Origin of the sequence: Mesorhizobium sp. M0751 (assembly GCF_040320265.1) — a bacterium.
In the GTDB taxonomy this organism is placed as follows: domain Bacteria; phylum Pseudomonadota; class Alphaproteobacteria; order Rhizobiales; family Rhizobiaceae; genus Mesorhizobium.
Genome location: NZ_JAMYPH010000007.1, coordinates 62,341 through 85,314, shown reverse-complemented (window position 1 = coordinate 85,314; position 22,974 = coordinate 62,341). Strand labels below are relative to the sequence as shown.

25 protein-coding genes and 1 pseudogene are annotated in these 22,974 nt (G+C 63.4%); 13 read left to right on the top strand and 13 right to left on the bottom strand.

Translation table 11 applies throughout. The annotated features are described in order from the left end of the window. Positions 1-17 precede the first annotated feature (17 nt). Positions 18-1,769 (top strand): saccharopine dehydrogenase family protein, encoded by a 1,752-nt coding sequence (locus tag NKI19_RS13650; protein WP_352491191.1) that lies wholly within the window; start codon positions 18-20, stop codon positions 1,767-1,769. On the opposite strand, the gene NKI19_RS13645 is transcribed toward NKI19_RS13650, so the two are convergent. From NKI19_RS13645 to NKI19_RS13635, 3 genes are all read right to left on the bottom strand, one after another. Further along, positions 1,658-2,041: a DUF1850 domain-containing protein gene (locus tag NKI19_RS13645; protein ID WP_352491192.1), complete on the bottom strand. Its 384-nt coding sequence runs from the start codon at positions 2,039-2,041 to the stop codon at positions 1,658-1,660. The genes NKI19_RS13650 and NKI19_RS13645 overlap by 112 nt on opposite strands. Then, the gene (locus tag NKI19_RS13640; protein WP_352491193.1) at positions 2,038-4,134 is read right to left on the bottom strand and encodes a TRAP transporter permease; all 2,097 of its coding nucleotides are present in this window, start codon (positions 4,132-4,134) and stop codon (positions 2,038-2,040) included. The genes NKI19_RS13645 and NKI19_RS13640 overlap by 4 nt, the downstream gene beginning before the upstream one ends. A 141-nt stretch (positions 4,135-4,275) precedes the next feature. Further along, complete coding sequence (locus NKI19_RS13635; RefSeq protein WP_352565511.1) at positions 4,276-5,235, bottom strand: TAXI family TRAP transporter solute-binding subunit; 960 nt, start codon at positions 5,233-5,235, stop codon at positions 4,276-4,278. Between the two features lie 257 nt (positions 5,236-5,492). On the opposite strand from NKI19_RS13635, the gene NKI19_RS13630 reads away from it, so the two are divergent. Continuing rightward, positions 5,493-5,846, top strand: coding sequence for a YciI family protein (locus NKI19_RS13630; RefSeq protein ID WP_023718846.1), 354 nt, complete (start codon positions 5,493-5,495; stop codon positions 5,844-5,846). Next, on the top strand, positions 5,846-7,102 hold the full coding sequence (locus tag NKI19_RS13625) for an RNA polymerase sigma factor (protein ID WP_352565513.1): 1,257 nt from the start codon (positions 5,846-5,848) through the stop codon (positions 7,100-7,102). The genes NKI19_RS13630 and NKI19_RS13625 overlap by 1 nt, the downstream gene beginning before the upstream one ends. A gap of 15 nt (positions 7,103-7,117) precedes the next feature. Here the strand turns inward: NKI19_RS13625 and NKI19_RS13620 are convergent, their stop codons facing one another. From NKI19_RS13620 to hrcA, 6 genes are all read right to left on the bottom strand, one after another. After that, on the bottom strand, positions 7,118-7,741 hold the full coding sequence (locus tag NKI19_RS13620; protein ID WP_352491196.1) for a glutathione S-transferase family protein: 624 nt from the start codon (positions 7,739-7,741) through the stop codon (positions 7,118-7,120). A 177-nt stretch (positions 7,742-7,918) separates the two neighbouring features. Further along, positions 7,919-8,899, bottom strand: a complete 981-nt coding sequence (gene cysK / locus NKI19_RS13615) for a cysteine synthase A (protein WP_023718844.1) — start codon at positions 8,897-8,899, stop codon at positions 7,919-7,921. Between the two features lie 167 nt (positions 8,900-9,066). Further along, on the bottom strand, positions 9,067-9,684 hold the full coding sequence (locus tag NKI19_RS13610) for a LysE family translocator (protein WP_352951148.1): 618 nt from the start codon (positions 9,682-9,684) through the stop codon (positions 9,067-9,069). Between the two features lie 87 nt (positions 9,685-9,771). Further along, positions 9,772-11,127 carry a PQQ-dependent sugar dehydrogenase gene (locus tag NKI19_RS13605; RefSeq protein WP_352491198.1) on the bottom strand — a complete coding sequence of 452 codons (1,356 nt, stop codon included), beginning with the start codon at positions 11,125-11,127 and terminating at the stop codon, positions 9,772-9,774. 99 nt (positions 11,128-11,226) lie between these two features. Beyond that, complete coding sequence (locus NKI19_RS13600) at positions 11,227-11,424, bottom strand: hypothetical protein (protein ID WP_023678983.1); 198 nt, start codon at positions 11,422-11,424, stop codon at positions 11,227-11,229. 36 nt (positions 11,425-11,460) lie between these two features. Continuing rightward, positions 11,461-12,573, bottom strand: a complete 1,113-nt coding sequence (gene hrcA, locus NKI19_RS13595) for a heat-inducible transcriptional repressor HrcA (protein ID WP_473553980.1) — start codon at positions 12,571-12,573, stop codon at positions 11,461-11,463. Positions 12,574-12,719: 146 nt separating this feature from the next. Here hrcA and rph point away from each other — a divergent pair, with 146 nt between their 5' ends. From rph to NKI19_RS13570, 5 genes are read left to right on the top strand one after another with little or no spacing between them, the layout of a single operon-like run. Then, complete coding sequence (gene rph, locus NKI19_RS13590) at positions 12,720-13,436, top strand: ribonuclease PH (protein WP_352491199.1); 717 nt, start codon at positions 12,720-12,722, stop codon at positions 13,434-13,436. 32 nt (positions 13,437-13,468) lie between these two features. Next, positions 13,469-13,879: a VOC family protein gene (locus NKI19_RS13585; protein ID WP_352565515.1), complete on the top strand. Its 411-nt coding sequence runs from the start codon at positions 13,469-13,471 to the stop codon at positions 13,877-13,879. Further along, complete coding sequence (gene rdgB / locus NKI19_RS13580; RefSeq protein ID WP_352565517.1) at positions 13,879-14,541, top strand: RdgB/HAM1 family non-canonical purine NTP pyrophosphatase; 663 nt, start codon at positions 13,879-13,881, stop codon at positions 14,539-14,541. Before NKI19_RS13585 ends, rdgB begins: the two co-directional genes overlap by 1 nt. Continuing rightward, positions 14,538-15,701 (top strand): radical SAM family heme chaperone HemW, encoded by a 1,164-nt coding sequence (gene hemW / locus NKI19_RS13575; protein WP_352491202.1) that lies wholly within the window; start codon positions 14,538-14,540, stop codon positions 15,699-15,701. Before rdgB ends, hemW begins: the two co-directional genes overlap by 4 nt. A gap of 4 nt (positions 15,702-15,705) precedes the next feature. Then, entirely contained in the window at positions 15,706-16,029 is a 324-nt protein-coding gene (locus NKI19_RS13570; protein WP_352491203.1) for a low molecular weight protein tyrosine phosphatase family protein, read from the top strand. A gap of 71 nt (positions 16,030-16,100) precedes the next feature. On the opposite strand, the gene NKI19_RS13565 is transcribed toward NKI19_RS13570, so the two are convergent. Further along, positions 16,101-16,286: a hypothetical protein gene (locus tag NKI19_RS13565; RefSeq protein ID WP_352491204.1), complete on the bottom strand. Its 186-nt coding sequence runs from the start codon at positions 16,284-16,286 to the stop codon at positions 16,101-16,103. 7 nt (positions 16,287-16,293) lie between these two features. Further along, positions 16,294-16,479 (bottom strand): hypothetical protein, encoded by a 186-nt coding sequence (locus NKI19_RS13560; RefSeq protein WP_352491205.1) that lies wholly within the window; start codon positions 16,477-16,479, stop codon positions 16,294-16,296. Positions 16,480-16,655: 176 nt separating this feature from the next. On the opposite strand from NKI19_RS13560, the gene rsmI reads away from it, so the two are divergent. The 4 genes from rsmI to NKI19_RS13540 all read left to right on the top strand — a co-directional run bounded on the left by rsmI (position 16,656) and on the right by NKI19_RS13540 (position 19,569). Further along, positions 16,656-17,582: a 16S rRNA (cytidine(1402)-2'-O)-methyltransferase gene (gene rsmI, locus NKI19_RS13555; protein WP_352491206.1), complete on the top strand. Its 927-nt coding sequence runs from the start codon at positions 16,656-16,658 to the stop codon at positions 17,580-17,582. Beyond that, positions 17,575-17,952, top strand: a complete 378-nt coding sequence (locus tag NKI19_RS13550; RefSeq protein ID WP_352491207.1) for a YraN family protein — start codon at positions 17,575-17,577, stop codon at positions 17,950-17,952. Before rsmI ends, NKI19_RS13550 begins: the two co-directional genes overlap by 8 nt. Then, the gene (locus tag NKI19_RS13545) at positions 17,904-19,250 is read left to right on the top strand and encodes a complex I NDUFA9 subunit family protein (RefSeq protein ID WP_352491208.1); all 1,347 of its coding nucleotides are present in this window, start codon (positions 17,904-17,906) and stop codon (positions 19,248-19,250) included. Before NKI19_RS13550 ends, NKI19_RS13545 begins: the two co-directional genes overlap by 49 nt. 82 nt (positions 19,251-19,332) lie before the next feature. Beyond that, a complete protein-coding gene (locus tag NKI19_RS13540) occupies positions 19,333-19,569 on the top strand; it encodes a metallothionein (RefSeq protein ID WP_023718829.1) in 237 nt (78 codons plus the stop codon). Between the two features lie 226 nt (positions 19,570-19,795). Here the strand turns inward: NKI19_RS13540 and NKI19_RS13535 are convergent, their stop codons facing one another. After that, a complete protein-coding gene (locus NKI19_RS13535) occupies positions 19,796-21,043 on the bottom strand; it encodes a flavin-containing monooxygenase (protein ID WP_352491210.1) in 1,248 nt (415 codons plus the stop codon). A gap of 226 nt (positions 21,044-21,269) precedes the next feature. On the opposite strand from NKI19_RS13535, the pseudogene NKI19_RS13530 reads away from it, so the two are divergent. Further along, positions 21,270-21,983: pseudogene (locus tag NKI19_RS13530) on the top strand (DNA helicase). An 80-nt stretch (positions 21,984-22,063) separates the two neighbouring features. On the opposite strand, the gene NKI19_RS13525 reads toward NKI19_RS13530, so the two are convergent. Next, positions 22,064-22,870, bottom strand: coding sequence for an undecaprenyl-diphosphate phosphatase (locus NKI19_RS13525; protein WP_352491211.1), 807 nt, complete (start codon positions 22,868-22,870; stop codon positions 22,064-22,066). Between the last annotated feature and the right edge of the window lie 104 nt (positions 22,871-22,974).

The window sequence follows — 22,974 nt, the reverse complement described above, 5'->3', positions numbered from 1 at the left end:
TTGGGGGGAACTGCGGGATGAAGGTTCTTGTCGTCGGCGGCTATGGCACCTTTGGTGGTCGTATCGTCGAGCTTTTGGAGGGCGAGCCGCGTCTGATCCTCTTCGCCGCCGGGCGCTCGCTCGCCAAGGCTGACGCTTATTGTAAGAGGCGTGCCCCGACAGCAGCCCAGCTGGTGCCGGCACTGTTCGACCGTGACGGCGATCTTGCCGCGCAACTCGCTGCATTTGAGCCCGATATTGTAGTCGACGCGAGCGGTCCGTTCCAGGCCTATGGCGAGGGACGCTACCGCCTGATCGAGGCCTGCATCGCCCGGCGCATCAACTATCTCGATCTAGCCGACGGCTCAGATTTCGTCGCCGGTGTCTCTGCGTTCGACGAGGCTGCGCGAAACGCCGGCGTCTTCCTGCTGTCCGGCGTCTCGAGCTTTCCGGTGCTGACGGCGGCGGCGGTGCGCCGCCTGTCTTCGGACCTGACGCGGGTCGACGGCATTCGCGGCGGCATCGCGCCTTCGCCCTTTGCCGGTGTCGGCGGGAACGTCATTCACGCTATCGCCGGTTATGCCGGTCAGCGGGTGCGGCTTGTTCGCAACGGCCGTCCCGAACAAGGCCGTCCGTTCACCGAACAACTGCGCTACACAATCGCGCCGCCTGGCCGGCTGCCGCTTCGAAACACGCTGTTTTCGCTTGTCGACGTTCCCGACCTGCGCGCCTTGGCCGAACTTTGGCCGGAGGCGAGGACCATCTGGATGGGAGCCGGGCCGGTACCCGAAGTGCTTCACCGCGCCCTGATCGGCCTCGCCTGGCTGGTGCACGCCGGATTGATCGGTTCGCTTTTGCCGCTGGCGCCGTTAATGCATCAGGCAACGAACCGGCTGCGCTGGGGCGAGCATCGCGGCGGCATGTTCGTCGAGGTGGAGGGATCGGACCAGGCGGGCGCCATCGTCAAGCGCTCGTGGCATCTCTTGGCCGAGGGCAATGACGGGCCGCTGATCCCGTCGATGGCGGTCGAAGCACTGGTCCGCAAAGCGCTGGCCGGACAACAACCGGCGCCGGGCGCACGGGCGGCGGTGCGCGATTTGGAGCTCCGGGATTACGAGGCCCTGTTCGCCGGGCGGACGATCTACACCGGCTTCAGGAACGGGGCCGCGGACGAGGACAAGCCGCTTTATGCCGAGCTGCTCGGTGCCGCCTGGCAAGGTCTTCCCGAGGCAATACGGTCAATGCATGACCGTACGATCACGGCCGCAGGCCGCGCGCGCGTCGAACGCGGGCGCAATGTTCTTGGCCGGCTAATGGCCTGGATGGTCGGCTTCCCCGGGGCAAGCGAGGACATCCCGGTTCATGTCCGCTTCGACACCGACAAGGACGGCGAGACCTGGACGCGGACCTTCGGCAAGCACAGTTTTTCGAGCCTGCAGGTCGCAGGCCGGGGTCGATCGCAGCGCCTGCTGTGCGAACGCTTCGGCCCGCTGACCTTCGCGATGGCACTGGTTGCCGAGGACGGCCGGCTGGCACTGGTCTTGCGCCGCTGGAGCTTTTTCGGCCTGCCGCTGCCGATGTGGCTCGGTCCACGCTCGACTTCCTACGAAACGGTGGAGGATGGCCGCTTCCGCTTCCATGTCGATATCTCGCATCCGCTTGCCGGCATGGTCGCCCGCTACCGCGGCTGGCTGGATCCCACCGGCCCGCACGGCTCCAGCGAGATCGTGTCGCCTGCCACCTTGCCAAGTTCGCGGCAGTCCTGCGCCGTGCACAGCGTCCAGCCCTGACCCGTGGCGCCCGAGGCGGCGAGCACCAGGCGCCGCTGTGGCCCGACCTTGGGCGAATAGACCCACCAGCCGTCGCGCAGTGCCGAGCCTTGCGGCGGCTCCATCCCGGCGCCCGATCCCTTGATGCGGGCCTCGACGAGCTCCAGGCCGGACGGCAGCACCTTCCAGTCTTCCTGCCACTGGGTCTTCTCCACCGAATGCACCCAGGACAGCGTGAAGGCAGCGACCGCGAGCGTCACCGTCTTGCCGGCCGCGACGATGCAGAGGCTCATGCCGAGTTGGCCAGCGAAGCCTGCCGCGCGCGCCAGCAGTGCCAGCCGATCCAGGCAAGAGACAGCACCCAGCCCGCCTCGTCGGTGAGCGGCAGTGCCGCAACCAGCAGCACGCCGGCGGCGAAGGCGACGAGGCGTTCCCACCAGGCCATGCGCCGGGCGAGAAAGCCGACGGCGGCGGCACCCCACAGGACGATGCCCATGCAGGCCTTGATGACGATATAGGTAACCTCGACGGGATAGCCGAACTGGGCGGCGATCGGGCCGGGGTCCTGCAGCATCAGCGCCGGGGTATAGACCGCCATGAACGGCACCACGAAGCCGGCAATGGCAAGCTTGGTGGCCTGGATGCCGATCTTGAGGCCGCTTTCCTTGGCCATGGGTGCGGCGGCGAAGGCGGCTAGCGCCACAGGCGGGGTGAGATCGGCCATGATGCCGAAATAGAAGACGAACATATGGCTGACCACCAACGGCACGCCGAGCGACAGCAGCGCCGGCCCGGCCAGCGACGAAGTGATGATGTAGTTGGGAATGGTCGGTATGCCCATGCCGAGCACCAGGCAGGTGAGCATGGTCAAAAGCAGCGACAGGAACAGATTGTTCTCGCCGATCGAGATGATCCAGCCGATGAAGGTCGAGGCGATGCCGGTGAGCGTCAACGTGCCGATGACGATGCCGACAATGGCGCAGGCAATGCCGACCGGCAGCGCGTTCTTTGCTCCCTCGGCAAGGGAATCCACGCATATGCGCAGCGTCTCGCGCCCGCCTTTGAAAGTGAGGCAGGCGACAACCAGCACGGCGATGACCAGGCTGAGGATGTCGACGCCGAATTTCATGAAGGAAGCCGCGGCAAGCCCGAGCGCCAGCCAGAAGACGATGCGGAAGGCGAGCGGCCCGATCGATGCCGCAAGCGGCGTGCCGAGGATGAGCACAATGGTCAGAGCCAGGCCCATGGTGCCGGCGAATACCGGTGTGTAGCCGGCAAACAGCAGGTAGATCAGTGCTGCGAGAGGCAGTACCAGCGGCCAATGTTGTCTCACCGCATCCCACGGATTGGGCAGGTCGGCCTTGGCCATGCCGCGCAGGCCGGCCTTGCCGGCTTCCAGGTGCACCTGCCAGAAACAGGCGCCGAAATAGAGCAGCGCCGGAATGATCGCCGCCTTGACCACCGCGGCATAGGGGATGTTGAGCGTCTCGGCCATGATAAAGGCAACCGCGCCCATCACCGGCGGCATGATCTGGCCGCCCATCGAAGAGGTCGCCTCGACGGCGCCGGCGAACGCCGAGCGGAAGCCGAAGCGCTTCATCAGCGGGATGGTGAACTGGCCGCTGGCCACGACATTGGCGACGCCGGAGCCGGAAATGGTGCCCATCAGCGCCGAGGACAGCACGCAGACCTGCGCCGGGCCGCCGCGCCATGAGCCGACCAGGCCAAGCGCAAAATCGTTGAACAGGGCGATCATGCCGGCGCGTTCAAGAAATGCGGCGAAGACGACGAAGATGAAGATGTAGGCGGCCGAGACATAGATCGGCGTGCCGTAAATGCCTTCGGTGCCAAAAGCGAAGGTGTCGACGAGCTGGGCGAAATCATAGCCGCGATGGATGAAAGGCGGCGGCAGATGATTGCCGGCAAATGCGTAGGCAAGGAAGATGAAAGCGATGACCGCGAGCGGCAGACCCATCAGCCGGCGAGCCGCTTCGAAGACCAGCGCGACCAGCACCGCGCCGACGATCAGGTCAGGCGTGGTGAGAAAGCCGGAGCGGCGGATGAGGTCGGCATAGAACACCCAATTGTACAGACCAGTGGCGAAGCCAAGCACGCCGAGCGTCCAGAACACTGCTTTCGCCGGGACGCTTTTGGCGCAAAGATTGGCGATTAGGGCAAAGCCGAGCAGCAGCAGGAAGCCGACATGCATGGCGCGTACGACCTGGCTCGGCAGGCTGCCATAGGCGGCGATGTAGATCTGGAAGATGGAGAAGGTGATGGCGATAAAAAAAGCCGCCTTGCCGGCGATGCCTTCGCCGAAGCCCGGCGGCAATCCTTCGACAGGAGCTTCCGCTGTGGGGGAAAGAACGGTCGGGGTTGCGGTCATTAGCGGGTTCCTGGCGGGGCGCGCTCCAGCGAAGCGAGGCGGGTGGGGTCGATGCGGCAGTGCGCGGCCTCAACCGACCGTACCCATCCATCCGCCTGCGGCAGCTGTCCACCTTCTCCTCAAAGGGGGAGGGATGGCTCCTTACTTCACCAATCCCTTTTCCTTGTAATACCTCTCGGCGCCTGGATGCAGCGGCACCGGCATGCCGTCGAGCGCCTTGGCCGGGTCGATCGCCTTGGCGGCGGCGTGGGCAGCGGTGAGCTGGTCGAGATGCTCGAACAGCAATTTGGTCATCTGGTAGGCGGTCTCGTCGGAGACATCGGCGCTGGTGATCAGGAAATTGCCGACGGCGGCGGTCGCGACATCCTCGGTCTGGCCCTCATAGGTGCCCTTGGGGATGACCACGGACAGATAGGGCGAGCCGATCTTGGCGACGTCCTCCGCCGGCACGGCAACGATGTTTACCGGCACTGAGGTGGCGAGATCACGGATCGACGCGACCACAAGGCCGGCCGACTGCAGCGTGGCGTCGAGCTGGCGGTTCTTGATCAGCTCCACCGATTCGGCGAAGGGCAGATATTCGATCCGCCCGAGGTCTTCGTATTTCAGCCCGGCAGCGGCAAATATCGTGCGGGCGTTGAGCTCGGTGCCTGAGGCCGGCGCGCCGACCGAAAGGCTCTTGCCCTTGAGATCGGCGAGCGTTTTGATGCCCGACTCCTTGCTGGCGACGATCTGGATGTAATTGGGATAGATGGCGGCAATGCCGCGCAGCTTGTCGAGCTTGCCTGGGAAGCCTGCTTCGGTGTTGCCTTCGGCGGCCAGCTTGACGGAATCGCCGAGCGCAAAGGCGATCTCGCCCTTGCCTTGCTGCAGCAGGTTGAGGTTTTCGACCGACGCTTTCGTCGCCTGCACCTGGGTGCGCGCGCCTTCGATGCCCTTGCCATAGATTTCCGATAGCGTGACGCCGAGCGGATAGTAGACGCCGGACGTGCCGCCGGTCAGCACGTTGATGAATTCCTGTGCCTTGGCCGATACCGCGCCAAGGCCAAGCGACAGCGACAGCACGCCGGCTGCAACAAATTTCGTCCTGAAATTGAGCATGCGATTTCCTCCCTGAAAATTCGCCGCCGTGCCCTCCTCTGCGGCACGAAGCGAGGCGAGTTTAGACAGCGGGCGGGAAATGCCAACCCGCAATAAGCAGCGATTAGACGAACGGCTAAGCAGTGCCCCAGCACATCGGCGCTTGCGCGAGGTCGCATCGCGGCCGAAAGATTTTTCCAGCGCCTGTCGAAATCGGGCAGGGCCGCGCGACATACGTCCGGCTCGCAACGATGCGGCCTTAGAAACGGGAGAAGACGATGCGATATATGCTTTTGATCTACGGAAACGAAGCGGGGATGGCAGCCGCGCCGGCAGACGCGGTGACACAGATGTCGAGCGCCTATGTCGCCTATACCGAAGCGTTGAAGAAATCTGGCGCCTGGCTCGCCGGCGACCGGCTGAAGCCGACGCAATCCGCTACCTCGGTGCGGATGGCCAATGGCAAGACCAATGTGCTCGACGGCCCCTATGCCGACACCAAGGAGCAGCTTGCCGGCTTCTATATGATCGAAGCGGAGGACGTCGACGCGGCCATTGCCTGGGCGGCGCGCTGCCCGGGCGCCAGCACCGGCACCGTAGAGGTGCGGCCGATCTGGGAACTCACCATGTGATGCCGGAACTGCCCGATACCGCGCGGGCGGCGGCGGAAGCGGCCGCCCGGCAAAGCTACGGCAAGCTGGTCGCATATCTCGCCGCACGCACGCGCGACGTGGCCGCTGCCGAGGACGCCTTGGCCGATGCCTTTGCAGCGGCGCTCGAGCGTTGGCCACAGGCGGGCGTGCCCGACAAGCCGGAAGCCTGGCTGCTGGCAGTGGCACGCAAGCGCCGCGTCGACGTTGTCAGACGGCGACTGACAAGCGAGGCGGCCCGCGACCACCTTAGGCTGATCGCCGAGGAGATGGAGGCACGCGTGGCCGACGAAGACCTGCCGGACGAGCGGCTCAGGCTGATGTTTGCCTGTGCCCATCCGGCAATCGAGGCCGGCATGCGAGCACCGCTGATCCTGCAGACGGTCCTGGGCTTCGACGCAGCGACCATCGCCTCGGCTTTTCTTGTCTCGCCAGCCACGATGAGCCAGCGCCTGGTGCGCGCCAAAATGCGCATTCGCGAGACAGGCATTCCGTTCCGCGTGCCGGAGCGGGCCGAGCTCGGCGAGCGGCTGGGCACCGTTCTGGAAGCAATCTACGCGGCGTTTGCCGAAGGTTGGTCCGACCCGGCCGGCACCGAAACGCAGCGCCGCAACCTAGCGACCGAAGGCATCTGGCTCGGCCGTCTGCTGGCGACGTTAATGCCGGACGAACCAGAAGCGCTCGGCCTGCTGGCGCTGATGCTGTTCGCCGAGGCGCGGCGTGCAGCCCGGCGCAACGCGGCGGGCGATTATGTGCCGCTGGCCGAGCAGGATCTTGCATTGTGGGACGACACCCTGATCGATGAAGCGGAGGCGCTGCTCGGGCGCGCGGCGGCCAAGGGCGTTGTCGGCCGCTATCAGCTCGAGGCCGCCGTGCAGTCCGCCCATACGACGCGGCGGCTGACCGGTTGTACCGACTGGGTCGCGATCAAGGAGCTCTACGACGCGCTGTCGGTGATTGCCGGTTCGCCGGTGGTGTCGATCAACCGTGCAGTGGCGATTGCCGAGGCCGAAGGTGCTTCGGCAGGATTGGGCGCGCTTGACCAACTCAGCGGCGACAAGCGGCTGTATGACTATCAACCTTACTGGGCCGCCCGCGCGGGCCTGCTGGCCAGACTCGGCAAAGTTCCGCAAGCGAGCGAGGCCTATGACCGGGCTATCGGCCTCGAACGCGATCCGGCCGTGCGCCGGTTCCTGCAGGAACGACGGGCAGGGCTCGGCCATGCGGAAAGACACTGAGACAAGGCGGAGTGCTTAGGCCGGCCACATGTCATGGGAAGCATTCAGCCTCTTTATCACCCGATGCTCCCGCAAATTGGCCCACAGGCGTTCGATGTTCGGCCAAGCGGTTGGAACTGTCGCGACCTCCGTATGCCAGGCCACCAACATGACGAGATAGATGTCGGCCAGCGAGAGCCGGTCGCCGGCCAGCCAGTCCCGGCCTTCGAGGGCGGCATCGAGAACGGCGAAGCTGCGATCCATTTCCGAGACCGCCGCCTGTTTGACGGCGTCCACGCCGCCGGCGTCGGCCGTGTAGCGATCAGCGTAGAAGAACCGCAGGTTGGCTGGATAAATGACGGAGGACATGAAAAACATCCAGCGCAGGAAATCCGCACGGTCAGGTGTGTTCGCTGCCGGCGCTAGAGCTGCTTCCGGGTGGCGTTCGGCGAGCAGAATGCAGATTGCCGCCGACTCGGTCATCGAGCGTCCGTCCGGCAAGACCAGCACCGGCACCTGGTTCAATGGGCTGATATCTAAAAAGGCCTGATCGAGTCGGCCCTTCGGAACGTCGATCTGGTCGAAAGGCACGCCCGCCAAAGCGAGGGCCGCCTCGACGACAAAGCCGCCGGTATTGGCACGCGTATAGAGTTTGTACATGAAGTCCTCCGCCAGCCGGGCAGCGACGATTTGATACGGAAGTGACCCGCCGCTCAAAGCGAACGACGCCCGCCACAGGTGGTTTTTCAGCGGTCCACGCCGAAGCGTTGATACAGAACGTTTGATGCCGGAGGGAATCGCGAAGGATCGCTACGAACCGGTCAAAAACGCTCGTGTCTAAGCGCCCAATCCCTCGAACAGGATCGTCGAGAGATAGCGCTCGGCGAAGGAGGGGATGACGACGACGAGGTTCTTGCCCTTGTTCTCGGGCCGCGAGCCGACGACGATCGCCGCTTGCAGGGCGGCACCCGACGAGATGCCGACCGGCACACCTTCGAGCCGAGCGACGAGCCGTGCATTGGCAACCGAATCCTCGTTCGAGACCTTGACGATCTCGTCATAGATCGTCGTGTCGAGGATTTTTGGCGCGAAGCCGGCGCCGATGCCCTGGATCTTGTGCGGGCCTGGCTGGCCGCCCGACAGCACCGGCGAAGCTTCCGGTTCGACGGCGACGACATGCACCGAGGGCTTGCGCTTCTTGAGCACCTGGCCGACGCCGGTGATGGTGCCGCCGGTCCCGATGCCGGCAACGAAGATATCGACTTCGCCATGGGTGTCGTTCCAGATTTCCTCGGCCGTGGTGCGGCGATGGATTTCCGGATTGGCCGGGTTTTCGAATTGCTGCGGAATGACAGCGTCGGGCAGCGTTGCCGCCAGCTCGTCCGCCTTGGCGATGGCGCCCTTCATGCCTTTCGGCCCCTCGGTCAGCACCAGTTCGGCACCGAGCAGCGCCAGCATCTTGCGGCGTTCGACGGACATGGTTTCCGGCATGGTCAGGATCAGCTTGTAGCCCTTGGCGGCGGCGGCAAAGGCGAGCGCGATGCCGGTATTGCCCGAGGTCGGCTCGATCAGGGTGGTCTTGCCGGGCGTGATCCTGCCCGAAGCCTCCAATGCCTCGATCATCGAAACGCCGATGCGGTCCTTGACCGAGGCGATCGGGTTGAAGAATTCGAGCTTGGCCAGCAGATTGGCGACGACACCCTTCTCCCTGGCGAATTTATCAAGCCGCACCAGCGGCGTGTCGCCGATCGTCTCGGTGATCGAATTGTAGATGCGGCCGCGGCCGGGCACGTGTGTGGGGGTGGCGGGCTTGTTCATTGATTTTCCTCCCAAAGGTCAAGCGGCAAGAGTCGGGGCGGGCATAGGATAGAGCCATCCACCGCGCAAGATAGGCTGTCGATCGAAAAATATCCGAGTGAAGTTCGTGCTGAATACCCCCGCCCTTGCAAGGCGTGGCAATCGTTGGGCGGATTGGCGAAAGAGATCTATTGGCGGGCGGCAATTGCCGCGGCCGCACCGACCATGAAGCCGGCGGCGGTGCGGTTGAGTGCCCTCAGCGCCCGCGGCGACTTCAGGAACCAGCGCGCCTTGGCCGCCAGCGCCAGATAGGGCACCAGCACCACGAGCAGGACGACGATCGTGATCGCGACGAGGATGCCGTAATCGGCCAGCGTGATCGTCGTCAGATCGACGATGGTCGGGGTGATGGCGAGATAGAAGATCATCGTCTTCGGATTGCCGAGCGTGACCGCGAGGCCGGCTACGAAGCTGGATGCCAAGCCGCCCTTGCCTTTCTTCGCCTCTACCGTCTCGGGCGTGATGCCGCTCGTCCAGAAACGCCAGCCAAGAAAAGCGAGGTAGGCGACGCCCAGCCATTTGATGGCCAGGAAGACAATGCCGAAGGTTTGTGCGACGAAAGCCAGGCCGAGCACCACGGCAGTGAGATAGGTCAGGTCGCCGAGCATCAGCCCGAACGACATGGCGAGCGAAGAGCGGAAGCCGGAACCCAGCGCACGCGCAACAAGCGCGGTGACGCCTGGGCCGGGGATGGCTGCGGCGATGCCGAGGGCGGCGCTATAGGCGAGGAACCCGGTGAGTGTCATGATTCGCGCTTGTCGCACAATGTTGAGGTTGGGTGAATTCCCTCGGCCCGAATTCGATTGCGCCAGCGCAGCAGGCGCCACCGCCGTTCAGGAGCGGCCGTCTTCGTAGGTAACGCGCCAGATGGTGCCGTTGCCGTCCTCGGTGACGATCAGCGAGCCGTCCTTGGCCATCGCGACACCGACCGGGCGGCCCCAGACGGCGTCGTTCGAGATGACGAAGCCGGTCATGAAGTCCTCATATTCGCCGGTCGGCTTGCCATCCCTGAATTTGAGCCTCACCACCTTGTAGCCGGTCCTGGCGCCACGGTTCCACGAACCATGCATGGTGACGAAAGCGTCACCCTGATAATCCGCCGGAAAGTTCTTGCCGTCGTAGAAGGCCATGTTCATCGGCGCCGAATGCGCCTGCATCAGTACATCGGGGACAGTGGCCTTGCTGGCGAGGTCTGGCCGCTCGCCCTGATGGCGCGGATCCTCGTTATTGCCGATGTAGTACCAAGGCCAACCATAGAATCCGCCGTCCTTGACCGCAGTTGCAAATTCGAACGGCACGTTGTCGCCGAGTTCGTCGCGCTCATTGACGACGCACCACAATGCGCCGGTGGCGGGCTGCACGGTCATGCCCGTACAGTTGCGCAGGCCGGTGGCGACCGTTCGGGGATTTTTCCCATCCGGATCGAAGGCGAGCACGTCGGCACGGCCGTCCTCGGAGCCCCAGGCCGCCCCGAGCGGCTTTGATTTCGCCCAGGCGTCGAGGCCGCTATCCGGCTCCTTGCCTATGTCCTCGGCGACGTTCGAGGCGGAGCCAACCGACAAATAAAGCGTTTTGCCGTCCTGCGAGAAGGCGATGTCGCGGGTCGTATGACCGCCCGACGGGATTTTGGCGACAATGGTTTCTGGTTTGCCGGATGTCTTCAGGTCGCCATCGCGATAGGGGAAGCGGACGATGCTGTCGCTGTTGGCGACATAAACCCATTGCGGTTTGTCTCCTGGCGGATAGAAGGCGATGCCGTAGGGATAATTGAGCCCCTTGGCGAAGATCGCTTTCTCGATGGGCTTGGCGCTGCCCTCGGCGAGACGATAGACGCGTATTTGGTCGGCATGGCTGTTGGCAACAAACAGGTCGCCATTCGGAGCGACGCGCACGACACGTGGATTGACGATGCCGGATGCGATCATTTCGGCCGAAAAGCCCGGCGGCAATTCTGGCTTGGCGCTTTCGGGCCGTTCCGCCACGCCGGCGCCGTTCGAAGCGGATTGGGCGGGGTCGGCTGCCGGCATGTCTTGCGGCCCGATCAGGCGGCGGACGCCAGGCCTGTCGGCGTGCCAATCGCCGAACGCGGCTTCGCCTTTGAGCACATTCTGGTCCGCCTGCTGGGCGGCTGCCGGTGTCGCAACAAGGAGGGCAGCGGCAACGGCCGCAAAGCCGCCAGATCGGATCATCAACGTCCTCCGGGATTCGCCTCGAACAGGGCAAACGGCATCAGGTATTGATCGTTCCAAGCGGTCGTCCAGCACACGAGGATTTGAAGCCGAACCCGTTCAGTTGCCAGAGGCGTAAAAGTCGTCGTCGAGGCGCTTTTCCAGCGCGACCAGATCGGCCGGCAGCGGCAAGCCCATCGCCCGCATCTCTTGCAGCTTCTCGCGCAACTGCTCTTGCACCTCGTGCTGATCCTCCGGCTGGTTGATCATTTCTTCGAGCAGCAGACTGATCTGGGCCTTGAACGATTCCAGCGCCATTCTTTTCTCCTCCTTGCGGCAGGCCCGCGGCGGCTCCTAGCTCAGCATGCGCGAAATCAGCTGCGCGGTATAGTCGACCATCGGTACTATGCGCGCATAATTCAGCCGCGTCGGCCCGATGACGCCGAGCGCACCGACGACGCGCGCGTCCTTGTCGCGATAGGGTGCCACCACCAGCGAGGAGCCCGACAGCGAAAACAGCTTGTTTTCCGAACCGATGAATATGCGCACGCCCGGGCCTTCCTCGGCGAGGTCGAGAAGCTGGATCAGCCCATCCTGCGTCTCCAGATCCTCGAACAGATGCCGCAGCAACTCTATGTCGGCCTGGGCAGTGACGTTTTCCAGGAGATTGGCGCGGCCGCGCACGATAAGCCGCCCAGGCACGCCGCTTTCAGCGCCTGCCCAGACCGCCAGGCCCTTCTCGACCAGATCCTGCGACAGCGTGTCGAGGGCTGCCCTGGTCTCTTCCTTGATGCGGGCGATCTCGACCCGCGCCTCGGCCAGGGTGCGACCGCGGATATGGGCGTTGAGGAAGTTGGAGGCTTCGTGCAATTGCGAGATGGTGATGCCGGCGGGCAGATCGATGACGCGATTTTCGACGTCGCCGTTCTGCGAGACCAGCACGGCCAGCGCCTTGGTCGGCTCGAGCTGGATGAATTCGATGTGCTTAAGCGCCACCTCATTCTTGGCGGCGAGCACGAGGCCGGCGCCGCGCGACATGCCGGACAGCATCTGGCTGGCCTCGGTCAGCATATGCTCCAGCGTCGCGCCCGAGCCGGAGGCGCGCACCTGCGCCTCGATGGTGCGGCGCTCCTCGTCGGAGAGGTCACCAAGTTCCATGAAAGCATCGACGAAGAAGCGCAGGCCTGCCTGGGTCGGCAGCCGGCCAGCCGAAATGTGCGGCGCATAAATCAGGCCGAGATGCTCAAGGTCGCTCATCACATTGCGGATGGTGGCCGGCGACAGCGACGACGGCAGGATGCGCGACAGGCTGCGAGAACCGACCGGCTCGCCATCCCTCAAATAGGAATCGACGATGCGCCGGAAGATGTCGCGCGAACGCATGTCGAGCGATTGAAGTGCGGGCGATTGCAGCGCGTGCGACGGGAGCACGTGCGACTGCAAACCGGGATCGACTGCCTTTGTCATTTCGAGCCAAAAACCTCCGCTCTGAAGATATAGACTTCCGCGGCGGCGGCGCAACCGGTCCATTTTCCTTTGCGCCTCACGCCCCGTGCGGCTACAAGCCGGCCAAGATTCCCCGGCCAAGATTCCGAAGAAAGAAAGAAGCCTGAATGCGCCCTTCCAAACGCCAATTCGACGAAATGCGCCCCATCTCCTTCGAGCGCGGCGTCTCCAAGCATGCGGAAGGCTCGTGCCTGGTGAAGTTCGGCGACACCCATGTGCTGTGTACGGCCAGCCTGGAGGAAAAGGTGCCGGGCTGGATGCGCAACTCCGGCAAGGGCTGGGTGACGGCGGAATACGGCATGCTGCCGCGTTCGACCGGCGAGCGCATGCGCCGCGAGGCTTCGGCCGGCAAACAAGGCGGCCGCACGCTGGAGATCCAGCGGCTGATCGGCCGCTCCCTGCGCGCCGTGGTCGATCTGCAGGCGCTCGGCGAGCAGCAGATCACCGTCGACTGCGACGTAATCCAGGCCGACGGCGGCACGCGCACCGCTTCGATCACCGGCGGCTGGGTGGCGCTCTACGACTGCCTGCGCTGGATGGAAGCCCGCCAAATGGCGAGCTTGGGCAAGGTGCTGAAGGATCACGTCGCGGCGATCTCCTGCGGCATCCATGATGGCCAGCCGGTCATCGATCTCGACTACATCGAGGATTCCTCGGCCGGCACCGACGCCAATTTCGTCATGACCGGCAAGGGCGGCATCGTCGAGATCCAAGGCACGGCCGAGGGCGAGCCGTTCTCGGAAGAGCAGTTCGCGGCGTTGATGGAGCTCGCCAAGAAAGGTATTCAGCGCCTAGTCAGCTTGCAGCAAATGGCGGTGGCTTAGCTGCCTTCAATATTGATGAGATTGGCGATCCTGTGACTCCTTCCGCAATCCTGGAATCAGCACTCTACGTGACGGACCTTGCTGCCGCGGAACGGTTCTATTCGGGCGTGCTCGGGCTCGATCTGCTCGGCAAGGTCGATGGCAGGCATCTCTTCTTCCGCTGCGGCGACGGCGTGCTGCTTATCTTCAATGCCGAGGCGACCAAAGTGCCGCCGCCAGCCGACGCCAAGCTCAAAGTACCGCCGCATGGCGCGGTCGGCGAGGGCCATCTTTGCTTCGCCGCAAGCGCGGATGAAATCCGACGCTGGAAAGCGCATCTTGAGACGAAGAAAATCGCCATCGAAAGCGAGTTCGAATGGCCGCAGAGCGGCCGCTCGATCTATATTCGCGACCCGTCGGGCAATTCGATCGAATTCGCCGAGCCAAGAATCTGGGGCATCTGATGCATTCGCCAACTGTTCACTCGCTTGACCGGCATAAGATCGTCGTCGCCAGCCATAACGCCGGCAAATTGCGGGAATTCGCCGATCTGATGGCGCCATTCGGCATAGAAGCGAAGTCCGCAAAGGAATACGGCTTGCCGGAGCCGGACGAGACCGGCACCACTTTCGAGCAGAACGCCCTCATAAAAGCCTTGGCTGCCGCCAAGGCCACTGGATTGCCGGCGCTGTCGGACGATTCCGGCCTGTGTGTCGATGCGCTCGACGGCGCACCCGGCGTCTACACCGCCAATTGGGCTGAGACGCCGGACGGCTCCCGCGACTTCGGCATGGCCATGCAGCGCACGGAAGTGGCCTTGCAAGAAGTTGGCGCGATCACGCCTGCCCAGCGCAAGGGCCGCTTTGTCGCGGTCATCTGCCTGGCCTTTCCCGATGGCCAGGCGGAATATTTTCGCGGTGAGGTCGAGGGCACGCTGGTATGGCCGCCACGCGGCGAGCTCGGCTTCGGCTACGATCCGGTGTTCTTGCCCAACGGGTTCGAAAAGACCTTCGGCGAGATGAGCGCGGAGGAAAAGCATGGCTGGAAGCCCGGCCAGCCAACCGCATTGTCGCACCGTGCCCGCGCCTTCCAGAAATTCGCTCAAGCCCGATTGGCCGCCGCATGACCATGCTGCTCGACCGCAGGCCTGGTTTCGGCGTCTACGTCCACTGGCCGTTCTGCGCGGCCAAATGCCCGTATTGCGACTTCAACAGCCATGTCCGCCACCAGCCGGTCGACCAGGAGCGTTTTGCCCGCGCCTTCGAGACCGAGCTGGCGACGATGCGCGGCCGCACCGGGCCGCGCGAGGTGACCAGCATCTTTCTTGGCGGCGGCACGCCGTCGCTGATGAAGCCGCAGACCGTGGCGGCGGTGCTGGATGCCGTGGCGAAGAACTGGACGGTGCCCGACGGCATCGAGGTGACGCTGGAGGCCAATCCTTCGTCGGTCGAGGCCGAGCGCTTTCGCGGCTATCGCGCGGCGGGCATCAACCGGGTGTCGCTTGGCGTGCAGGCGCTGAACGATAAGGATCTGCGCTTTCTCGGCCGTTTGCACAATGTCTATGAGGCCCTTCATGCGATCGGCCTGGCGCGCGAGATATTCCCACGGCTGTCGTTCGACCTGATCTACGCGCGGCCGGACCAGACGCTTAAAGCGTGGCAGACGGAACTCGAGCAGGCGATCGGCCACGCCGCAGACCATCTGTCGCTCTATCAGCTGACCATCGAGGAAGGCACGCCGTTCCATGCACTGCATGCGGCAAGGAAATTCATCATTCCAGACAATGATGTTGCCGCCGATCTCTACGCGTTAACTCAGGAGATCACCGCCGCGCACGGACTGCCGGCCTACGAGATTTCCAACCACGCCAGGCCCGGCGCCGAAAGCCGGCACAATCTCACCTATTGGCGCTATGGCGAATATGTCGGCGTCGGTCCCGGTGCGCATGGCCGCTTCGTCGAGAGCGGGCGGCGCGTGGTGACGATCGCCGAGAAAATGCCGGAGACCTGGGCCAATCTGGTCGAGGCCAAGGGCCATGGCGTTACCGGCGGCGAGATCCTGACACGGTCGGAAGAGGCCGACGAGTTCCTGCTGATGGGACTGAGGCTGGCCGAAGGCATCGACCTTTCCCGCTATGAGGCATTTTCAGGGCGCGGCCTGTCGACGGCACGGCTGTCGGTGCTGCAGGACGAAGGCCTGGTGGCGCCGATCGGCAATGCCCGCCTGCGCGCCACGCCGGCCGGCATGATCGTGCTCGATGCGGTCGTGGCGGATTTGGCCAGATAGCACGTTGAAGAACGTTCTCTTCATCTGCAGCCAGAATCGCTTGCGCAGCCCGACGGCGGAGCAGGTGTTTTCCAAGCGGCGGGACATCGAGGTCGCTTCGGCCGGCACTAATCACGATGCCGACACTCCGTTGACGCATGAACTCGTCGCCTGGGCCGACATCATCTTCGTGATGGAAAAACCGCACCGCGCCAAACTGCAGCAGAAATTCAAGACAAGCCTGAAAAAGGCTCGAGTAATCTGCCTCGATATTCCCGACGACTATGAATTCATGGACCCGGCTCTGGTGGGCCTGCTGGTGGCGCGTGTCTCGAAGTATCTGGGTTGAATGGTACATCGCGGAGCATTCGCAACCGCGCTTCGAGAACTGTCTCGACCGATCGCCAAGGTCTGCGGGGATCAAGCCTCGTGCTTGTGGCGGTGTTTGGCGCGATCTTTTTCGCTGGTCTCTCCGGAACGGGCCGGCTTGATCTCGCTTTTGTCACGCGAGGCATGGTGCTGGTCGTCTGTGGGATGTGATGCTGCACCATCGCGGGCGCTTTTTGTTTCGAGGCGGGTGATGAAAATGTCGAAGCGATTGGGCATCGTCCGGTCAGTGCTCCGTCGTGCTGTCGGTTTCGGTTGCGGGCTTGCTCTCGGCCGATCTCTGGCGTGCAAGCGGCTTCTTGGTTCCGCCATCTGCGGCTTCGCCAGGCCGGCCCTTGTCGCATGGCGCGGCGAAGCGCTTGCGGCCGGCATAGTAGGGTTCGAAAACGTCCTGTATCGTCAGGCTGTCCATCCTGCTCCTCCCGAGATCAGGGGTAAAATTCGCCGGCAACGGTTTCGTTCCCTACTATGGCGAAGGCATGGCGGCCGGTTCACATCGGCATCCCTTTTGGAACCCCGGCCGTTGCAACCCAGACTTTTGCAACCAAGCGTGAGCCGTGCCAAACAGGGTCGAACGGAGTTGTGCAGGTGACCGGCGAATTGGCCAAACGCAGTTATGTGGTCGGGCAGACCGAGATTGCCGCCCGGCCGCTCGAGCCGGCGCTCTATCTGGTGGCCACGCCGATCGGCAATCTTGCCGACATCACACTTCGCGCACTGGAAACGCTCGCCGCCGCCGATATCGTCGCCTGCGAGGACACACGTGTTTCGCGCGTGCTGCTCGACCGCTACGGCATCCGCCGCCGCACCACCGCCTACCACGAGCACAATGCCGGCGAGGCCGGGCCGAAGCTGATCGCAGCACTCCTGGCCGGGCAGAGCGTGGCGCTGATCTCGGATGCCGGCACGCCGCTCATCTCCGACCCCGGCTACCGGCTGGTCGGCGAGGCGCTGGAACGCGGCATTCGTGTCGTGCCGATCCCCGGCCCATCAGCAGCACTTGCCGCTTTGACGGCATCCGGCCTGCCTTCGGATGCCTTTCTGTTTGCCGGCTTCCTGCCGGTGAAGACCGGGCAGCGGCTGACGCGGCTGGAAGCGTTGAAGGCGGTGCCTGCAACGTTGATCTTCTTCGAATCCCCGCGCCGGCTGGCAGAGACGCTCAATGCCATGGTCGAGGCACTGGGCGGTGTCCGCAAGGCGGCGATCGGCCGCGAGCTGACCAAGACTTTCGAGGAGATGCGGACCGGCACCCTGCAGTCGCTTGCCAGCCACTACGCCGCAGCAGACACGCCGAAAGGCGAAATCGTTATCTGCGTCGGCCCGGCCGATGCGGTCGCTGATGAGCCTGAAGACATCGACCGGCTGCTGCTTTCGCTCGCCGCCGAGATGCCGGCCTCCAAGGCGGCGGCGGAAGCCGCCAAGATGACGGGTGGCCAGAAGCAGGCGCTCTATCGGCGGCTGCTCGACCTCAAGAATGCCGGAAGAGACGTGGCCGGCGGAGACAGCGATGGCTGAACGGCCGAGCGCCAGCCGGCAAAAGGCCTACCGGCGCGGCCATCACGGCGAATGGCTGGCGGCGGCGGCGCTGATGCTGAAAGGCTATCGGATTTTGGCCCGCCGCCACCGCACCAGGTTCGGCGAGATCGACCTGATCGCGCGGCGTGGCGATCTGGTGCTGATCGTCGAGGTCAAGGCGCGCCGCACGCTGATGGAGGCAATGGAAGCAGTCGGCCGTGAATCGGAGCGCCGCATCGAAGGTGCCGCCGATTTGTGGCTGTCGCGCCAATCCGACTACGGAAAATTATCGGTGCGCTTCGACATGGTGGCGGTACTGCCGTGGCACTGGCCGGTGCATGTCGAGAACGTTTTCTACGGGCGGAGCTAGGCTATTCCCGAAGTGGGGGCCGTTCTGCTGCGATCTCCGGTTCAGATTATGTTGCCTGTCGTCTCGTCGATGGGAACAAGGAAGCCGCGCCATTTGCTGACCTTCGATGCGCCGCGCAAAAGCGGACGTCCGGTGGGAGGCATTCGGGGTTTTTCGTCGGCAGCCTCGATCATGTGCCGGCGCTCACCTGCGTTCGCTCAATTGTTCAGTTTGTCTACCTGACTGGAACAAAAGCGTTCCGGCGTTGTTCTCCAATCGTCCTGATGTTCGACAGGCTGGTTCAAATGCCGGCCAGGGCAGTCCTCGTGGCAGCTATGCGAGGACAAGGGATGGCGAGGCAAATGGATCCTGACGATCTCAACCCGGAACGGATCGTCACCGTGTTCGGCGGAACCGGCTTTCTCGGGCGAAGGATCGTGAAGCGGCTCCTGGAAAGGGGTTTCACGGTCCGTGCCGTATCTCGCCATCCGGCTCGCGTGGCGCTGGTCTTTTCCCCGATTACAAGGATGCCCGAAGCAGTCGAGGCGGATATATTGGATGCGTCCTCGATCGGGTCGGCCATTACCGGATCACAGGTGATCGTGAATGCCGTCAGTCTTTACGTCGAGCAGGGCGTCCAGACCTTTGAACGCGTCCATGTGAAAGCCGCGGCCGATCTCGCTACCGCGTCGCGCAACGGCGAGGTCGACCAGTTCGTCCAGATTTCAGGGATCGGCTCCGATCCTCAATCGGATTCGAATTACATAAGGGCACGTGGGCGCGGAGAAGTTGCCGTGGAAAGCGCATTTCCCGGCGCTTTCATTGTGCGTCCCGCCGTCATGACAGGACCTGACGACGCTTTCCTCACGACCATTGTGAGGATGATACGCCTCCTGCCGGTCTATCCGCTGTTTGGCGACGGTGGCACACGGCTTCAGCCGGTCTATGTGGCAGACGTCGCAGAAGCAGTGAGCCGGCTGATAGACGGGCGAAGCCACAAGGGTTCAACCATATTCGAATTCGGTGGCCCGCGTATCTATACCTATAAGGAACTGCTTCGGGAGATCGCCCGACAGCTCGATACGCACGTCAAGCTGATGCCGGTGCCGTTTGCGGTATGGAACGCCTTGGCTGGCGTGGCGGAACTCCTCCCGGCCGCCCCCATAACGCGCAACCAGATCGATCTTATGCGTCAGGACAATGTGGCAGCAATCGACGCGCCGGGCCTGAAGGAACTCGACATCGAGCCGCGGGATATCGACGAGGTGATCCGCGCGATCGAACAGCGCCGTGGCGTAGGCTCGCGCTCGTCTCCATAGGACGGCCCCCTGATCCTGGCGGGAACCTATCGCCGCGCGACAGGTTGGTCGAGCTTGAGCCAATGAAAGAAGGAAAAGAACTATGGCCAGATGCGATCAATGCGGGAATGACTACGATAAGGCTTTCAAGGTGACGATGGCCGAGGAGACCTACACATTCGACAGCTTCGAATGCGCGGTCCAGAAACTTGCTCCGACGTGTCCGCACTGCGGATGCCGGATCATCGGACATGGCGTCGAACAGGATGACATCATCTACTGCTGCGCACATTGCGCCGCTGAGGAAGGTGCTAGCGCGCTGACCGATCGCGCGCCTTGACGCACCTCCTTTGGCGTCTGCAGGGCGACCATTCCGAACGACTGCGCCGGCTCATCCCATATGGCCAGTGCTGTCAGCACGACGACGACCAGCCGAGGTCAAGACACGCCGCATGCTGATGGAGGCAATGGATGCAGTCGGCCGCGAATCGGAGCGCCGCATCGCCTTCGCACCAAGATCGGTCATGTTCTTGTGCACGTTCAAGAACCAGCGCCCCACGGATCGGTTAGGCGTCGTTCCGTGGAAGTCGGCTCCCGCCTTGGACAAGCCGCTCCACGACGCCGGCCGCCTCCTCTGGAATGGCCGGTATGGTGCCAGACTTCCGCGTCGATCCGAAATCGAGGCCAGCGAAAAAGAGACCTGGAACAGCGCCGACGCCATCCTCATGGACGGGCTGGCCGGCTGCATCGAGCGCGCCGGGAAGCCGGGCCCACGAGAAATCGCCGGTGAAGCCCGTGCACCAGATCACCGACCTGACGCCGCTCGCCGTCCAGTCGAGGGAGCGGATCGGCTGATCGGGCAAGCGCGGTTCAATCATCTCACCCGGATCGTCCTCTGCCGGTGGCGCATCGAGGCCGGTGCGCTCGATGTACTCGTCAACCAGGCGCTTGGCATTCGCCGAAACCTCGTCGGCAAATCGCATATGGTCGTCGAGTTCGTCGCCGAAGACGAGGTTGCCGTTCTCCACGCCCCTGAAGCGGCCGAGCAGCACCACGCCCTGTGCACTCAGCGATTGCAGGCTGATCGTATGGGTCGCGCCGACCAGCGCGCGGGCCTGCAGCTTGCCGGAGGGGAGGACGAGTTCCTTGCGCGGAACGTCGAGAAAACCGGACAGCGTCAACCATCTAAGTATGTTGCCCCCGCGGTAGCGCCGCACCCAACGGCCGTTGCGGCTGGTCGCCAAAAAGACCACACGTCCGGCCAGCGCCAGATCCTCGGCGATCTGGCCGCCCGACTGGCCGCTGCCGACCACCAGCACCGCGCCATTCTCGAACTCGGCCGGGTTGCGATAAGCCGAGGAATCGACTTGGCGAACTGCGGTTGGCAGGTCAATCGACCCTGGTGGCCGGACCTGCCGGTTCTGGTCGCCAGTAGCGACCACATTGCGCGCCAGAAATGCCCCGTCCGTCGTGGTGATGCGAAAGATTCCATCGTCTCTCGTCAGCTCTTGCACCGGAGTCTGGGTGCTTACCGGCAGGCGGTGCCGCTCGGCATAGCCTTCGAGGTATGCGACGAACTCGTGGTGGGTTATCGCGCCCCACGGCTCGGGTCCCTCGTAGGAATCACCGGGTAAGATGGAGCGAATGGTCGGCGAATTCAGACGAAACGAGTTCCACCGCTGCGTTCGCCACGTCTCGCCGATTCGGCCTCGATCGAGCACGCGGTGGTCGCGGCCCTGCCGTTTCAAGAAGTAGCTGACGCCGAGCCCCGCCGGACCGGCGCCAATAACGAGCGCGTCAAGAACTTCGCTCATGCTTTCCCCCTGCCAACCATACGTCCACAAGATCGTATGGCTCGGCGTGGGGCAAGAATAGAGTTCCGGCTGGGTTTGCGTTATCTTACGATTCGGGTGCGGCCCACGCCTCCTCCCTCCGATCGGGAAAGTATAATCCATACGGGGCTACCTAGTTATCGAACCGACTGTTCGAGCACCAAGCATAAGGAGGGATTGCAAAAATTGCTCGCAATAGGAGGTTGGAATGAAACTGTCCGCGCCAATTTACCATCTGAAGCGCAAGGCCAGACTCTTATCCCGTGAAGAAAAAATACCACTTCATGAGGCGCTTAACCGCATAGCCCTCCAGGAAGGCTACAATGATTGGAGCCTCCTTGCCGCGAAATCGTCTGCGGCGCCAGCCCGGCCGGCAAGCTGATTGCTCGATTGAAGCCCGGTGACCTGGTGCTGCTCGGCGCGCGGCCGGGCAAGGCAAAACCTTGATGAGCATCGAACTCGCCGTGGAGGCCATGAAATCCGGCAACCGAGCCATGTTCTTCACGTTGGAGTACACGGAAAAGGACGTTCGGGAGCGCTTCCACGCAGTCGGGGCGGAGTACGCGCAATTCGACAGGCTGTTCGAATTCGACTGCTCCGACGCCATAAGTGCCGATTATATAATAGAAACGTCGGCGTCAGCGCCCCGCGGCACCCTGATGGTCGTAGACTATCTGCAATTGCTCGACCAGAAGCGCAAAAATCCAGAATTGGTAGTGCAGGTTCGCGCGCTGAAATCATTTGCGCGGGATCGAGGGCTGATCATCGTGTTCATTTCTCAGATCGATCGATCGTACGATCCGTTGAAGAAGCCGTGCCCGGATATTCGAGATGTCCGGCTACCGAACCCGCTGGTTTGCAGCTGTTCGACAAGACTTGCTTCTTGAACAAGCGGGAAATCCAGTTCCAGGCAGCGAACTAGAGGCCACCCAATCCTGGCCCTGTCACGCCAGATCGATTGCGTCCGGCAGGGCTTGGAACCACCGCCAGTCGTCGCCGGGTTCACCCCCAGATGGCCAGCCCCGTCAGGCCGACGATGCCGACGACCAAGCGCCACCAGCCGAACAGCGCGTAGCCATGGCGCGAGACGTAGTCGAGCAGGAAGCGCACGACGATTAGCGCGGTGACGAAGGCGGCGACGAAGCCGACGGCGATTATGGGCAGGTCGGCACTGCTCAGCACATTGCGGTTCTTGAACAGGTCGAAAGCGAAGGCGCCGACCATCGTCGGGATGGCGAGGAAGAAGGAGAATTCCGCCGCCGCCCGTTTGTCGACGCCGAGCAGCAGCGCGCCGACGATGGTCGAGCCTGAGCGCGACGTGCCGGGGATCAGCGACAGGCACTGAAACAGCCCGATCTGCAGATAAAGCCTGGTCGGAAACCGCTCGACATCGTGGTAATACGGCTTCGGCTTCATGCGATCGACCAGCAGCAGGATGACGCCGCCGATGATCAGCATGATGCAGATCAGCCGCGGCGATTCGAACAGCACCGTCTTGATGAAATCATGCGCCAGCGCGCCTATGATTGCCGCCGGCAGGAATGCGATAAGGATGCCAAGGACGAAATGCCGCGTCAGCCGGTCATAGGGCAGCTCGAGCAGCATCTTCCAGAGACGGCGGAAGTAGACGCTGAGGATCGCCAATATGGCGCCGAGCTGGATCAGGATTTCGAAGGCCTTGCCGGTCGAATGAAAGCCGAGGAAATGGCCGGCGAGCAGGATATGACCGGTCGAAGACACCGGAATAAACTCGGTCAGGCCCTCGAGCATGCCGAGCAGCAGCGCTTCGATGACGGTCTGGCTTTCCATGGCAACCTCGGCGTTGGAGGGAGGGCTTGAGAAACGGCTTGCTTGTCACGGCGCGGAACTCCCCCTATAGGTCGCAGCACCCTGACAGCCCCTGAATCGGGCGG

Excerpts from the sequence above, each read along its gene's own strand:
- NKI19_RS13620 (WP_352491196.1), bottom strand. The coding sequence starts at position 7,741 with ATGTACAAACTCTATACGCGTGCCAATACCGGCGGCTTTGTCGTCGAG.
- NKI19_RS13560 (WP_352491205.1), bottom strand. The coding sequence starts at position 16,479 with ATGGACAGCCTGACGATACAGGACGTTTTCGAACCCTACTATGCCGGC.
- rph (WP_352491199.1), top strand. The coding sequence starts at position 12,720 with ATGCGCCCTTCCAAACGCCAATTCGACGAAATGCGCCCCATCTCCTTC.
- rdgB (WP_352565517.1), top strand. The coding sequence starts at position 13,879 with ATGCATTCGCCAACTGTTCACTCGCTTGACCGGCATAAGATCGTCGTC.
- NKI19_RS13535 (WP_352491210.1), bottom strand. The coding sequence starts at position 21,043 with ATGAGCGAAGTTCTTGACGCGCTCGTTATTGGCGCCGGTCCGGCGGGG.
- NKI19_RS13630 (WP_023718846.1), top strand. The coding sequence starts at position 5,493 with ATGCGATATATGCTTTTGATCTACGGAAACGAAGCGGGGATGGCAGCC.
- NKI19_RS13540 (WP_023718829.1), top strand. The coding sequence starts at position 19,333 with ATGGCCAGATGCGATCAATGCGGGAATGACTACGATAAGGCTTTCAAG.
- NKI19_RS13645 (WP_352491192.1), bottom strand. The coding sequence starts at position 2,041 with ATGAGCCTCTGCATCGTCGCGGCCGGCAAGACGGTGACGCTCGCGGTC.
- hrcA (WP_473553980.1), bottom strand. The coding sequence starts at position 12,573 with ATGACAAAGGCAGTCGATCCCGGTTTGCAGTCGCACGTGCTCCCGTCG.
- NKI19_RS13525 (WP_352491211.1), bottom strand. The coding sequence starts at position 22,870 with ATGGAAAGCCAGACCGTCATCGAAGCGCTGCTGCTCGGCATGCTCGAG.
- NKI19_RS13565 (WP_352491204.1), bottom strand. The coding sequence starts at position 16,286 with ATGCCCAATCGCTTCGACATTTTCATCACCCGCCTCGAAACAAAAAGC.
- NKI19_RS13605 (WP_352491198.1), bottom strand. The coding sequence starts at position 11,127 with ATGATCCGATCTGGCGGCTTTGCGGCCGTTGCCGCTGCCCTCCTTGTT.
- NKI19_RS13635 (WP_352565511.1), bottom strand. The coding sequence starts at position 5,235 with ATGCTCAATTTCAGGACGAAATTTGTTGCAGCCGGCGTGCTGTCGCTG.
- hemW (WP_352491202.1), top strand. The coding sequence starts at position 14,538 with ATGACCATGCTGCTCGACCGCAGGCCTGGTTTCGGCGTCTACGTCCAC.
- NKI19_RS13550 (WP_352491207.1), top strand. The coding sequence starts at position 17,575 with ATGGCTGAACGGCCGAGCGCCAGCCGGCAAAAGGCCTACCGGCGCGGC.
- cysK (WP_023718844.1), bottom strand. The coding sequence starts at position 8,899 with ATGAACAAGCCCGCCACCCCCACACACGTGCCCGGCCGCGGCCGCATC.
- NKI19_RS13650 (WP_352491191.1), top strand. The coding sequence starts at position 18 with ATGAAGGTTCTTGTCGTCGGCGGCTATGGCACCTTTGGTGGTCGTATC.
- NKI19_RS13610 (WP_352951148.1), bottom strand. The coding sequence starts at position 9,684 with ATGACACTCACCGGGTTCCTCGCCTATAGCGCCGCCCTCGGCATCGCC.
- NKI19_RS13600 (WP_023678983.1), bottom strand. The coding sequence starts at position 11,424 with ATGGCGCTGGAATCGTTCAAGGCCCAGATCAGTCTGCTGCTCGAAGAA.
- NKI19_RS13625 (WP_352565513.1), top strand. The coding sequence starts at position 5,846 with ATGCCGGAACTGCCCGATACCGCGCGGGCGGCGGCGGAAGCGGCCGCC.
- NKI19_RS13640 (WP_352491193.1), bottom strand. The coding sequence starts at position 4,134 with ATGACCGCAACCCCGACCGTTCTTTCCCCCACAGCGGAAGCTCCTGTC.